We start from the raw sequence: 13,044 nt of genomic DNA, 5'->3' as shown, positions 1-13,044 counted from the left end.
TTTAAGTAACTATTTTTCAAAATCTTATTTTCTAATCATCTTTGCAAGTTTTATCCTAACAAACTGTTAACCCTCTTATGCTTTATTCAAATATTGGTTCTCTAGCTGCCGATAATTGACCTTACCTGTACCCATGATAGGAATGGAATCAATTTTATAGACAGCATTGACTTTGACTAGATTGCTAAATCCTCCTTCTTTTAAAGTCTTGTTCACTTCATCGACCGTAGTCTCAAAACGGGTAAATAGGTAAAGCTTGGTTTTTTCTCCGTCCACTTCATTAGCGCACATGGCCAGTAAAGGTCCCTCGTCTTCTAAACTATCCCAGCCTTTTTCCTCTTTCACATGTAAAAGCACATTTTCAACTGAAGCTAAGCTTATCATTTCGCCTCCTATCTTCACAAAACGCTTCATACGCCCAGAAATTGTTAAAGCATTGTTAGCATCCAAAAACCCTAAATCCCCCGTCTTATACCATTCTTTACCATCTACCATTACAAAAGGATTAGACACTCCTGGATTGAGATATCCAGAAAAAACATTGGGCCCTCGTGCTAGAATTAATCCTTGGGTATCTGGAGGAAGGATTTCGAGGGTTTCAGGGTGAACAATCATTAGCTCTACATTACTTAGGGGCTGGCCTACACCTTTATGGGGCTGATTAGGTCTATTAATAGTTAGTACGGGGGAACACTCCGTAATTCCATAACCTTCGAGAAGGTGATTCTTTTTCCCTATTTTTTCTATTTGCTGAAACAAATCAAGGGGAGCTTTCTCTGCGCCCGTTACACATAAACGCAGTTTCTTCAAGTTTTCAGCTTTAGCCACTTTTAGCATCCCTTTTATAAAAGTAGGTGCCCCACAAATAAGGGTAGCTCCCCATCGTTCAAAAGCAGAAGCAAGCCCTTTTCCATCGGTCGGATTGGGATAAAAGGTGGTTCTAAAGCCCGAAAGAACTCCTAATAAACTACTCACAGTAAATCCAAAAGAATGAAATGGAGGGAGCATGGCGAGAAATACATCATCACTAAAAATTTCTACATCGTTTAGAGAAGCTCTTAAATTAGAAAGAATATTGGCATGCTTTAAAGGAACCCCTTTAGGCATACTTTCCGTACCACTTGTAAATAGAAGAACGGCTACATTTTCAGGATTATTACTAAAGCCTAATTTTTTAAATATTTTCTTATTGCTTTGTTTTGAACGCCATAAGGCCTTGAGCTTTTGCTTAATTCCTAGATGAGGGCGTACGTCTTCAAGCATTAAAAGTTTTTCTTCAATACCATTCAACTCTACATTCTCTAAACGATCTAAAAAGGCCCATGAAGTTAGGACCACCTGAATCTTAGAAAGAGAAATTACGGACTCTAAATGACGGGAACCTACTGTCCAATTAATCATTAAAGGAACTTTCCCGGCTAGCTGTACAGCCATTATAAGGATAGCAGTACCTGCAGAGGAAGGAAGAAGGATTCCAATATACTCGCCTGGCAGTTTCCGAATGTATTCGGCAAGGAGAATAGCACGTAGCTTCATTTGAGAATATGTTAGAATGCCTGTACGGTCGTCGCTACAAGCCGGTTGCTTACCCTTCTTTGAACATACATTAAAAAAAGCTTCCGGAATAGTATGACCGGGAGCAATGTAACAACGTGTACGAAATCCATTCACTTCCCATTTAGCAGAAGCTTTTGCATGGGTCTCTGTTATAAGCGGAGTAGTAATTTTTTTTGCGGCATATCCCATGAACTTATTGACCGTGGTTAAATCCGCCACGGTTACTCCCTTAACATCAAACTTTTCATCTAGATAAACTACCAACTCAGCCATATCCAAAGAATCCAATCCTAGATCTGAGGATAAAAGCATGGTAGGTTTTATCTCTTTTGCCTCTATATCAGCCACTTCTGATAACTTATTAATGATTAGATCCTGGATTTCTGTAGAAATAGAGTCTAAAGGGATAACATCTTCAGCAAGAGCTTTTAGTTCGTCTATTTTAGGAATTTTATTATTCCATATACTATAAGGAACGAGCACGAGTGTATCACCAGGAGCTTTGTTATTTTCTTTAGAAAGGCCATCTGGCTGATTATACCAAGCTTCTAAATATTTATTTATTTCAATACGTGTTCCTTTATAAGGAAAATCTTCAGGTGCCACCTCAAAAGAAATGATTATATCTCGTCGAGGGGTAAATAAAATTAAATTTTTGAAGACATGCTTGATTCCCTTTATAATCGTAGGAAACATAAGAGGAGAAGAGCCTGGTGTAAAAGCTCTTGAAAAGCTACTACCCCATAATCCTTTTGTTCTAACCAGCACGACATTTAGAGTAGGAGCTCCTTGTATGATTTTATGAGCCCCTGAAGCCCCTCCAATGATCTCAAGATTAGTATCCTTGGTCTTACCCGCCGGATAAACAAGAAAATTTTGCTTGTTATTAAGGCCGTCTATCACAGCCTGAAAAACCTCTTCATTTTTCTTGCGCTTTAAGCTGTTAGTGGTAGTATGAAAATTGGGCACTGGTAAAGCGTCTACAAGACGAGCAAATCTATTAATCGCCGGATGATAATACATATAGTCTGTAATCATAGGGCGAATGGGAAATTTTTTTATTACAGCCATAGAAACAGCTATTGGATCAACAAAAATGGCAGGATGGCTGGGAAGAAATAAAACCCCTCCTGACCTTTTAAGAGTTTGGGAATTGATGTTTTCGAGCCCTTCTATTTTGATGCGATACCTAAACCATAGCATGCACTTCAATAAATAATAGGTAATAATAAACAAAATTTTTTTCATCATGTGGAAATTCCTTATAAGCTTTTATAGCCGAGCATTTTCATTTAATGGATTAAAATTTACAAGAAGAATTCTAGCTCTTTCCACGCTCTATTAATAGACCAGCCTTCTCTCCTAGCCTAACTCTTCGTTATTGATTAAAGGGGACTAGTTTATATAAAGGAAAAGCCTATACATGCTCAGATTAAGAGATAAGCTTCTTTTTTTCCCAATAGGCATCAAGAAAAAGTTCATAAATAAAAAGTAAACAGGCAATCTAAAAAAATTAGTAACAGTAAATTTCATCCCTCGCATGCTAATTTGCATAAAAATTAATCAACCATTGAGAAACATTCTGATTGACCACTTTTAGCCTAAGGGCATCATCAATATATAAAAAATGGTTAAGTTAAAAAAAATTTATTCCCTCTATCTTACCTATTTCCTACATTTTTTTCTTGCAAAAGAGAAAAAGTATAAATAAACTGCATTCTTATCTTTGTGAAGGAGAAATTACTGATGCAGCTAGCAATACCCTCTAGTTTTACACTTACAGACTCCTGGCTATGCAGGCTTTTGATAAGTTTAGCAGGCTCTTTTTTAATAGCGCTAGGTGCTAAGGTTAGTCTTACCCTCCCCTTTTCCCCCGTTCCATTTACCTGTCAAACTTTAGCCGTTCTTTTTCTAGGAGTAACTTTAGGCTCTAGGCAAGCTGCTGCTGCCACTCTTCTCTACTTACTACAAGGCTCATGCGGATTGCCAGTTTTTAGTCCTTTAATTGCTCAACCTCTTATTTTGATAGGCCCTAAAGCGGGCTACCTTTTGGCTATGCCTTTGCAAGCTTATATAGCAGGCAAAGCCTCTTCCCAGCAATCCATACGGAATAATTTAGTAATTCTTGCTCTTGCATGTTTACTTGTTTTAATCCTAGGGGCTAGTATTTTAGCAATTTTTGTAGGGGGAAAAAATGCAATTTACATGGGAGCATATCCTTTTTTATTTAGCGAGGCTTTAAAAATATTTATCACGATGGGTTATCTAACTTCTCGCAAAATTCAAAGATGAAATTTTTATCTCTTGGTAAAGTTAAGGAAGAGAATCTCAGAAAAGAAATTATTATTTAGCTTGTATCAGATATCCCTTTTTAAATTAATGGGCCTAGCTTCTTTTAAAAATACTCTACACAAAAGTCTTTTGTGTCTTAACCCCCGCCCTGATAAAATGAAAAGCTTTCAACTAATTAAACTTCCGTTCTTATCCCATCCTTGCTTAAAAATCTTAACATATGCCATTCCAAAGTATAAACTCGGTTTCCTTCCTTAAAAAATTTATACAAACTACCGGCGATTCCGCCTTTATAGAGGTATAATAATTTTACTTATCTTTAAAATAGCTCGGAGACTTTGAGAATATCCCTTAAGCCCAGCGAGGTTTGAAAATACTTTATGGCTAACCCTTCTCTACTTTTTTTTCTTATTTTTCTTATAGGCATTTATTCTCTTAAATCTTCACGAACGTCTTTCAAACAAATCATATCGCTATATTCGTTCGCAAACTATAATGGAAAACGCTGCTTTATTTTTTCTGCCATATCTTTCAAAGGATTTTCCGCTAATTCAAGCTCAGTAAGCTGAGACAGCTGCCCGATTTCTGCAGGCAGGCTGGTGAGCTGGTTTTGGTTCAAGTAAAGCCGCCTCAGCCGAGACAATTGCCCAATTCCTGCAGGCAGACTGGTGAGCTGGTTTTGATTTAAGCCAAGAGCTCGCAGCTGAGATAATTGCCCGATTTCTGTAGGCAAAGCGGTGAGCTGGTTTTGATGTAAGTAAAGTATTTGTAGCTGAGGCATTTGCCCGATTTCTGTAGGCAGACTGGTGAGCTGGTTTTGACCTAAGCAAAGCCATTTTAGCTGAGACAATTGTCCGCTTTCTGCAGGAAGGCTAGAGAGCTGGTTTTGGTCTAAGTAAAGCTCTTGCAGCTGAGACAATTGCCCGATTTCTGTAGGAAGGTTGGTGAGTTGGTTTTGATTTAAGTCAAGCCTTTGCAGCTTAGATAACTGGCATATTTCTGGGGGTAAATAAGTCAAGCCTACTCCAGATAAATTTAAAGCCGTGGTATTTTTACAATTTTCTTCAATCCAATCTCTAAGTAACTTTCCTTGTTTTTCTAAAGGTAAATGTTTAATTTCTTCTCGGCTCAAGTATTCTTCCCCACCAGGAAGTTTTTTCCAAGGTAAAAGACGATTAATATTTAAGAGATAAGAAGAGTAATTAGCCAGCGTTAAGCCTCTTTTTTCTTCTGTTTTCTCTTTAAACTCTAAAGGAGAAATAGAGTTAGCTAAGGCAAAAACTTGTTTAAAAACTTGATAAACTTTTTCAGTAGAGATAAGTACAGGATTGAGTTGATAAACTCTAACTAACATAAGAGTTCGCGGGGTAGTGGCATCTCCCCTGGGAAAATGAAGCTGGGCTATTTTTTTATAAAGAGAAGGCATCACTTCAGAAGCCAGCAGATGATGCCATCTTTTACAGACGCTAAATAAGGAAGGACATGCGCAAGCCTCTAAGATAGGAAGCAGCAATTCATTGGGCAAGCTTTCAATAGATACAGAAGAGATAGGATGCATTTTATTTCCTTGGATAGTGATGACTTTTCAGCATTTTATTTATTAAAGGCAATATAAAAAAATTAAAAAAGCAAGTCAAACCAATTTGTATCCTTATCACCAAAGGGGTATTGGCTAACTTGTTAAGCAAAGAGCAAGCTACTATGCCTTATAGGCGATAGCTAGAGATAGAAGATTTTTGCTCAGCTTTGGGCCGACCAGATGTAGTATACTTTTGAGTTGTTATAACTGGAGGTTCGATAATCTGTATATATTTAAGTTTTTTTACAAGCTTATCTAATTGACGTTTAGCATCGTTTGAACATAAAAACTTTTATTGCATGAGCTTAATAAAGGCTTTGGCTTCTTTTGCATTGCCCTTAAGTCATGTTTAGATAAAGTAGGGTATTCTCTTTGATAGGCCGCTTGGCTAAAGATGACTACCCATCTTTGTTCAAGGCCTGCATGGCAAGAGGTAGTCTTAAAAGCCCGACAGCCTTCTACTATCTCTACAGTTTTGGCGTAAGGCGCTTCAGATATGAGTTCTTTGGGAGAAATTTTGATTTTTTTTATTCCTTCGCGAATTATCTCTTTGCTTTTAAGCTGATAATCTTCTCGATATCCGCCATATCTCGTAGGCTCTCGGTCTACGCTGTAGTTTGGAAATATATTATTCATTAACCCTCCTAGCTAAAAAAACAACAAAGTAATTAATAACTATTTAAATTTAAAAGAATCCTAGTATCTTCCTTAAATCTTTAGATATAAAGAATTGAAAATTAACGATTAGGCAGGAACCTTCAATAAAGATCTGATAAGCAAATGGATCTTAAAAAGAAACGGTTGAAAAAGTTGGATATGCTAGCCTAAAAAAGTGGGTATAATAATTAGAGTCAACAAAGTGCACAGCAAAAAGCTTAAGGTTGTGAGCGATTGGTATTAACAGGGTAAGAAATAGTTTGTCTTTTTTAAAGAAATAGAATAATGGGATCTAAAGGACGATTTGAAGCGATCTGTCAGTAAGCTTAGGAGTGAGCAACTGATATGAAAAGAGGACATTTTTTTCTTGGCCGAATGCAAAGATAAAAAGATTAGCTAAGATTACCTTTAATAAAGAGGGTGTAGATCACCTGCCGTTGGCCGCTTAAATGTAAATTTTATTAGGAATAGCTCTCTTATGCCTCTCTAGGAGGTGAAGAGAGCACATTATCTGCCAGCATACTTTAGTTCATAACAAAATAAAAATTAATTAAGGAATAAAAAAAATGTGTCTTAGGTTAAAACCTAAGACACATTAAAGAAACAATACTCTAAGATGTTTAAGCTTAGAAGTAATATTTTAAGTTTACACCAACGTCGTGGTTGTAATTGCTTCTTTCATGACGACGAGTTGTCGTATCAAAGAAACGATATTCAACAGCTAAATCCACATTGTAGTAGATTGGGTATGCAACGCCAGCAACTGCTTGCCATGCAAACTGATTATCGTTTTTATGGTATCTATGGTGTGCATTACCAGCATAGTTATAATGACGCTCATTTTTAATGTGAGCATAACCAATACCAATACCAACATAAGGAGCCATAGTCCAGTGCATGTCGAAATCGTATAGGACATTAACCATTGCTGCCCAAGTATCGCGGTGTCCACGATGACGATGGCTAGTTACTAGGTCACCATTGTGATGATGATGGCGTTTTTTACCTTTGTTATATCTGTATGCAACTTCAGCTTCTAAATGGAAGCGATTGCACCAGCGGTATCCCAGATCTACAGTGCCGAAATAGCCTGTATCAAATTTGCCTCTATGTTTTTTAGCATTTTGGAGAAAGTTTGCTGCTCCAGTTGCACCTACATAAAAGCCTTCCATGTCTACTGCTTTCACGCACTGCGGCACGAGAAACGCGGCAAACAATATTGTTAATAGAACAAATTTTTTCATAACGAGTTCCTTGGTTACGTTGTTTTAAGGATGTCTCAACAACTGGTGAACATACCCTATGTTATTAAATTTTTCAATAGAGAAAATTAGTTTTTTTTCCTGAAGTACAATCTTTTCTTAAAAAAATTCTATTTTTTTATAAAGAAAATGTCATTTAATTTTTTTTAGAAGGCTTAAATCTTATTAACAATCAAAGAGATAAAATATTTTTATCTTGCTACCTTCTCTTCATAAGATTTTTTCTTGGCGAAGATAAAACTTTATTACTGATGAAACTTTCTATAGCTATCAATAAAATTGAGGGTATAAGATAGGGATTGAATCGAGATCCTTAAGATCTAAGTTAGCCTCTAAAGTGCAAGCTAAATTCATTGGCTTAAGTTTTAAAAGGAATTATGCAAAAGAACATAGGCACTGCTGATCGAATTATAAGATTTACCTTAGCATTTTTATTGGGCGGATTAGCCTTTCAATTTAAAAGCTGGCTTTTAGGCGTCATGGCACTGTTTACCCTTTATGAAGCATTAGCAAGTTGGTGCCTACTCTATCATTTGATAGGAAAAAACAGTTGCTTTCTGCCTACAAAACCTGAAGGCAAATAAACCCTCTTGCTATTTTGGGGCACCTTTAAAAAGCATTATGGGGATATTTAAAATTAGAAAGCTTTTTTATTTTAGACATGTTAAAAGTTCATATTCTGACACCATACAGATCTCGCTTTAGCATGACGATCACTTTATATGACAAATAAAAGCGAGAAATGAGAAATTTTTGCCCTAAGTATTTTTAAGAAAAAAGCCATTTGAATTAACGACTTAAGATAAAAAGCGACTTAACAATAAGGTTTCAAAGGCTTTTCTTGAGTTGTAGGAAGCATAAAACTTTATAATGCAATTCCTGGCATGGTAACAATTTTTATCTTCTATGCTGCATATAATCAAAACAAGCTTTGATTTTTCTCAATTTGACTATAGATTTTTGTCATGTAAAAATTATTATAAAATCAGTAAGCTCTCAAATTTAGCTTATAAAGAGACTTTTTGGTATGTATGCTCTTTTAGGAATTTCAGCTATACGATTTAAAAATTTTTATGAAAGATTAGGGATAGCTTAATTTAAAAATTTTAAAGTTGTTTTTAATAAGCAAGAAGAGCTGCCTTAGAGCTTATTTTGCATTAAATTTGATAATGAATTGTGCTAATTTTCTGCCTACATTTAGTACATCCTCTTGATCTTGGGTGTTTTTTAAATTTCCTTCTTCATTAAATGCTGTATGTGCTTGTGAGATGGATTTCTGTTGAGGGATTATATAACAAAAAATATTGCTAAACATGGAACGTACATGCACAAGTCCCCGCATACCACCAAGGTGTCCGGGCGAGGCACTCAAAAGAGCAACTGGCTTTTCAAAAAAACTAGATAGGAAAGCCTCGTTTTTCTCCGCTTTTCTAGAAGTCCAATCGATGACATTTTTCAAAACCGCAGGTATTGAGCTATTATATTCAGGTGAAGCAATAAGGAAGCCATCATGCTGAACCATTAGGTTTTTAAGTTTTAAAGCATTTTCTGGCAAACCCTGTAGATCTTCAATATCCTGATCATAAAGAGGTAAGGGATAATCTTTTAAATCTATAAGAGTCACTTCGGCTTCAGCCTGCTGAGCGCCAGTTGCTGCAATTTTAATCAGTTTCTTATTTAGAGAGTCTTTGCGTAAACTGCCCGCGAAAGCTAAAATTTTAGGTTTTTTAGACATGACCATCACCTTTTGTAATTTTCATTAGCATCATGCTTAGTCGATTAACATATAGAATGTTTAAAAAGCTGTCATCAGATTAATCTAATGACAGCTATGAAAAGAATCAAACAGCAAACTTAATTAACGCGGACAGGGAGTGGGGCAACCTGATTTTCCGCATATATGCTTGTAGTAATATTTGGGCACATATTTAACATGACGATCTGAAACCCATTTTTTGCTTGGTATGCATTCTTGAACATCATAGCATTCGGTTTCATATTTGCAAACAGTCTCGGTATAATACTGGGGAACCATTCTACATTTCTGAACTTCGTAGTATTTTGGTACTTGGCGAGTGCATTTTTTTGTACGATATTTATTCTCCGTTACACAACGTTTGGTATAATAATAACAAGGCTCATAATGAACATATTTACACCAGCATTCGCCAGTAGGAGCATCTGCTGCTCTATCTGCGCAAGGATGATCTTCTCCCTCAATAGAGCAGGCGCCTGGATGCCAACGACGGCCATCATGGCTCCAATAATGCTCTTCGGTAGTATTCTGATTGTTCTGATTCCATTCTTGACCTTTTTGAGAGCTAGAAGCTTGGCTCTGAGCAAAGGCTGCGCCAGCAGAAGCAGCTCCGGACGTCTCTTGTGCATAGCTATGTGAAGCAACAAAGAGACCACACATTGCCAAACCTGTGAGCAAAAATTTCTTCATATTATAATCCTCCAAACATTTTTGAATGTTTACGTCTACAGAATTTATCCTTTCTGTGAACGAATAATAATCTTTTCGCTTGGGCTGCACTTCGCAGCTTTTCGCGGCTAAAGTTTTATCAAACCTCACTTTCAATTTTTTTAAGTTTTGTGTAAATAATTTTTTTAACAATTTAAAAAATATTATTTATGTGATTGCTTTTATATCATTTGAAGAAAACAGTTGATTCCACAGCCATCCCCTTGTTAAGAGATTAGGATAGAATTAACTTTTTTAGACTATAGATATAACTTCAGCCATACAGGGAAAGGATTGGATAATTTAGTAGTAATACGCTTTAAAAAGCTTAGTCTGCCTACCTAACGCTCTGAAATATGCCTCTCTGCTTAACAAAAGGAATTTCATAAATTACGGAGCTGCATAAGAAGGACCTCTAAAGCGAGTAACAGCTAATTAAGAGCTGCTGGCGAGTTTAAAAGCCCTTAACTTGGACATTCTCTACTGAATGATTGGTTTTGATCGGGAGAAAATTAGCAGCTTTTTTATCATTACTCCTTCTATCTTTTAAAAATTAAGAGCCTATCGGAACATTAGAAGTAAGAGACCTAGCACTTGAGAAAACCTTAATAGGCAGCTTAAGCAGGCTATTCACGGAGCAGAATTTAATAGAATTGGTAACATCATTCCCGATAGGCAATTTACCCTGATATCTTGGGGTGATTAGCTAAATTTTTGATTCTCAAATTATTAATAACACTCAAGAAAAACCTTATAAGCCTTAATAATTTGAAGGTAAAGCTCTAGTCAAGCAGATCATCTAAAGGAAAGAGACCCATTTTTATTAGGATAGGAGCAAAGAGTTAAGATGATCTAGCCTTTAATCGCTTGAATTAAATAGTACTTTGTGAGTAGGCAATCATGCAGCTAATCACCCTATCTAACGAGATTCTCGTGTTTCCCATTTCGAAATTTTTAAAAAAAAGTTTTCAATTTTAAAATTATTATTTCAATCCATTTTATTCCGGTAGGCTGCATTCATTTTTTTCTCATGAGCCAAGTTAACGATTACTATCCAGGCCATCAATGCCTAAATGGCTGGGGCTCTTTTTATCCTCCCCGTTAATCTCCTATAAGCTGCAAATAATTGAATTTCAGCTTAAATATATTTCTAAAATAAAAAAATGCAATTAATCAAAATACATAAAAATTTTCTAAAAATTTTGTTAAAATAGATATCAATTATTTAAGGCTTCTGCTATGATAATTGCTTAAACCTAACCAAAAGTTGAAGTACATGACATTTAGCGAATTAAATTTACATGCTGGGATTTTAAAAACTCTTGAAAATGAAGGGCTTACAACTCCCACCCCTATCCAATTAAAAGCTATCCCGAAAGTATTAGCCGGCTACGACTTGCGCGCATCCGCTCAAACGGGTACCGGCAAAACCGCCGCTTTCCTTTTACCTGCTCTAAACCGCTTAACTACCCCCTCTGCGCTTGCTGGGCAAGGACCACGCATATTAATTTTAGTGCCTACGCGCGAGCTAGCCATGCAAGTGGCCGAAGAAGCTAGACGCTTTAGTGCAAATTTATCAAGAGTAAAAACAGTATGCATTTACGGAGGAGCTCCTTATCCTCTACAAAACCGTGAGCTTTCGCGTCCTTATGAAATTTTAGTGGCAACGCCTGGAAGACTTATTGACCATATGAGCCGTGGTCGTATTAATTTTAATCGGATCGAAATGCTTGTTCTTGATGAGGCAGATCGTATGCTTGATATGGGATTTATCGAACCTGTGGAGAAAATAGCGGCAGCTATTCCTAAACAAAGGCAAACCCTTCTTTTCTCTGCTACTCTTAAAGGAAATGTATTAAATCTTTCCAATCGTTTAATGAATAATCCTATAGAAATTAGCGTGATTTCTGAAAATTCTCGCCATGAAAACATTGAACAAAGACTTCATTTCGTCGACGACATGCATCATAAAAGCCGCCTTTTGGATCACTTATTAAATGATCCATCCGTTAACCAAGCTATCATTTTTACGGCAACCAAGCGTTTTGCAGACCAGCTTGTTGATATTCTCTATGAAAATGGACACCCTGCTGCAGCCCTGCATGGAGACATGAATCAAAGGCAGCGTTCAAAGACAATCATGCGTTTGCGTGATGGCGAGATAAGAGTGTTGGTTGCTACCGATGTAGCAGCACGCGGTATCGATGTACAAACAATTAGCCATGTCATTAATTTTGACCTTCCTACTAATGCAGAAGATTATGTGCACCGTATAGGGAGGACAGGAAGAGCAGGGGCCAAAGGTATTGCACTTTCATTTGCAGCTTCTAAAGACATGCGTCTTGTTCGCCAAATTGAGCAATTTACTGGTTATACAATTACGCCTTCAGTGATAGCTGGCATGGAGCCTAAATCAAAGCCTAGCAAGCCTTCTTCATCGTTTAAGCAAAAAAGGCCATTCAAACCGCATTTTAAGCGTGCTCAGCGCTATTAAAGAAGCTAGAAGTGAGGGTTTCCTAGCGTAACCCTTCCTTTTTAAAAAGCTTTTCCTCTCTATAGTTCATCCTACTTTATTGCTAACCTAGGCTCTATCAAGCAATAAATATCTTTTTATACAAGCCTAAAATTAAAGAAATTATACGCTTTAGAAAAAACTTCGCCTGCCTACTCCATCCTCTGAAAGATGTTTCTCTGTTTAACAAAAGGGATTTTATGAAGTATAGGAGTAGATAGGAGTAGCTCAAAAGCGTATTATTAATAGCTAACTACGCAAAGATTGTTTAAAACTCTTGGCCATTTCATAAGTTTAAGAATGTAGTTTTCTTTGCCTTTGTGGCGTTAACAATCTAGTAGCATGTCTTTTAAGGGAAAAGCTATGCTAAGTTTTATTATCTTGGTTAGCGCCCATCATGCTTGGGCCATTCCCTGTTTTTTCTCCACTTCAAAGCCTACAATTTAGCCTATAATTCTACTTACTTATATAAATTAGCTTCCTAAAGCAACAACCTCTTCTTAAGCTTCTTTTAAAATGGTACATCACCTTTCGGCAGGCCATCTTATGCAATAGCCGCCATACTTCTTTTAAAGCTGCCTACCTTCATCGTTTTCTCAAAAGCCTTGAATAACTTTTGAAGCATTCTTTTATTCTTTCGTGTAAAGCTTGTCTCTGTCCTTGCTTTAGCTTTTGTTCTCTCCTAGGAGGCTTTGCAAAAGCTCTAGCTTGCACCTAACGA

The 13,044-nt window shown here is 36.7% G+C and carries 9 protein-coding genes; 3 read left to right on the top strand and 6 right to left on the bottom strand.

The features are described 5' to 3' along the window. Positions 1-75: 75 nt before the first annotated feature. Positions 76-2,808: an AMP-binding protein gene (locus tag NEOC95_RS08710; protein ID WP_249270214.1), complete on the bottom strand. Its 2,733-nt coding sequence runs from the start codon at positions 2,806-2,808 to the stop codon at positions 76-78. A 495-nt stretch (positions 2,809-3,303) separates the two neighbouring features. On the opposite strand from NEOC95_RS08710, the gene NEOC95_RS08705 reads away from it, so the two are divergent. Next, positions 3,304-3,849 (top strand): biotin transporter BioY, encoded by a 546-nt coding sequence (locus NEOC95_RS08705; protein ID WP_166155678.1) that lies wholly within the window; start codon positions 3,304-3,306, stop codon positions 3,847-3,849. Positions 3,850-4,339: 490 nt separating this feature from the next. Here the strand turns inward: NEOC95_RS08705 and NEOC95_RS08700 are convergent, their stop codons facing one another. The 3 genes from NEOC95_RS08700 to NEOC95_RS08690 all read right to left on the bottom strand — a co-directional run bounded on the left by NEOC95_RS08700 (position 4,340) and on the right by NEOC95_RS08690 (position 7,329). Then, on the bottom strand, positions 4,340-5,407 hold the full coding sequence (locus NEOC95_RS08700) for a leucine-rich repeat domain-containing protein (protein ID WP_213152526.1): 1,068 nt from the start codon (positions 5,405-5,407) through the stop codon (positions 4,340-4,342). Positions 5,408-5,683: 276 nt separating this feature from the next. After that, positions 5,684-6,064, bottom strand: a complete 381-nt coding sequence (locus NEOC95_RS08695) for a hypothetical protein (RefSeq protein ID WP_213152525.1) — start codon at positions 6,062-6,064, stop codon at positions 5,684-5,686. A gap of 647 nt (positions 6,065-6,711) precedes the next feature. After that, the gene (locus NEOC95_RS08690; RefSeq protein ID WP_166155666.1) at positions 6,712-7,329 is read right to left on the bottom strand and encodes an outer membrane protein; all 618 of its coding nucleotides are present in this window, start codon (positions 7,327-7,329) and stop codon (positions 6,712-6,714) included. A 395-nt stretch (positions 7,330-7,724) separates the two neighbouring features. Here NEOC95_RS08690 and NEOC95_RS08685 point away from each other — a divergent pair, with 395 nt between their 5' ends. Next, positions 7,725-7,931 (top strand): YgaP family membrane protein, encoded by a 207-nt coding sequence (locus NEOC95_RS08685; protein WP_213152524.1) that lies wholly within the window; start codon positions 7,725-7,727, stop codon positions 7,929-7,931. Positions 7,932-8,494: 563 nt separating this feature from the next. Here NEOC95_RS08685 and NEOC95_RS08680 read toward each other — a convergent pair. Then, on the bottom strand, positions 8,495-9,082 hold the full coding sequence (locus tag NEOC95_RS08680) for an NADPH-dependent FMN reductase (RefSeq protein ID WP_213152523.1): 588 nt from the start codon (positions 9,080-9,082) through the stop codon (positions 8,495-8,497). Positions 9,083-9,205: 123 nt separating this feature from the next. Next, entirely contained in the window at positions 9,206-9,793 is a 588-nt protein-coding gene (locus NEOC95_RS08675; RefSeq protein ID WP_166155657.1) for a hypothetical protein, read from the bottom strand. A gap of 1,294 nt (positions 9,794-11,087) precedes the next feature. Between NEOC95_RS08675 and NEOC95_RS08670 the strand changes: the two genes are divergently transcribed. Then, a complete protein-coding gene (locus NEOC95_RS08670; protein WP_166155654.1) occupies positions 11,088-12,305 on the top strand; it encodes a DEAD/DEAH box helicase in 1,218 nt (405 codons plus the stop codon). Positions 12,306-13,044: the final 739 nt, after the last annotated feature.

This window comes from Neochlamydia sp. AcF95 (assembly GCF_018342455.1).
In the GTDB taxonomy this organism is placed as follows: domain Bacteria; phylum Chlamydiota; class Chlamydiia; order Chlamydiales; family Parachlamydiaceae; genus Neochlamydia.
Note: the sequence above shows the minus strand (reverse complement) of the source record. Positions and strands in the feature narration are given on the sequence as shown.

What these genes read in the sequence shown, in the direction of transcription:
- NEOC95_RS08710 (WP_249270214.1), bottom strand. Translation starts at nt 2,808, where the DNA reads ATGATGAAAAAAATTTTGTTTATTATTACCTATTATTTATTGAAGTGC.
- NEOC95_RS08705 (WP_166155678.1), top strand. Translation starts at nt 3,304, where the DNA reads ATGCAGCTAGCAATACCCTCTAGTTTTACACTTACAGACTCCTGGCTA.
- NEOC95_RS08700 (WP_213152526.1), bottom strand. Translation starts at nt 5,407, where the DNA reads ATGCATCCTATCTCTTCTGTATCTATTGAAAGCTTGCCCAATGAATTG.
- NEOC95_RS08695 (WP_213152525.1), bottom strand. Translation starts at nt 6,064, where the DNA reads ATGAATAATATATTTCCAAACTACAGCGTAGACCGAGAGCCTACGAGA.
- NEOC95_RS08690 (WP_166155666.1), bottom strand. Translation starts at nt 7,329, where the DNA reads ATGAAAAAATTTGTTCTATTAACAATATTGTTTGCCGCGTTTCTCGTG.
- NEOC95_RS08685 (WP_213152524.1), top strand. Translation starts at nt 7,725, where the DNA reads ATGCAAAAGAACATAGGCACTGCTGATCGAATTATAAGATTTACCTTA.
- NEOC95_RS08680 (WP_213152523.1), bottom strand. Translation starts at nt 9,082, where the DNA reads ATGTCTAAAAAACCTAAAATTTTAGCTTTCGCGGGCAGTTTACGCAAA.
- NEOC95_RS08675 (WP_166155657.1), bottom strand. Translation starts at nt 9,793, where the DNA reads ATGAAGAAATTTTTGCTCACAGGTTTGGCAATGTGTGGTCTCTTTGTT.
- NEOC95_RS08670 (WP_166155654.1), top strand. Translation starts at nt 11,088, where the DNA reads ATGACATTTAGCGAATTAAATTTACATGCTGGGATTTTAAAAACTCTT.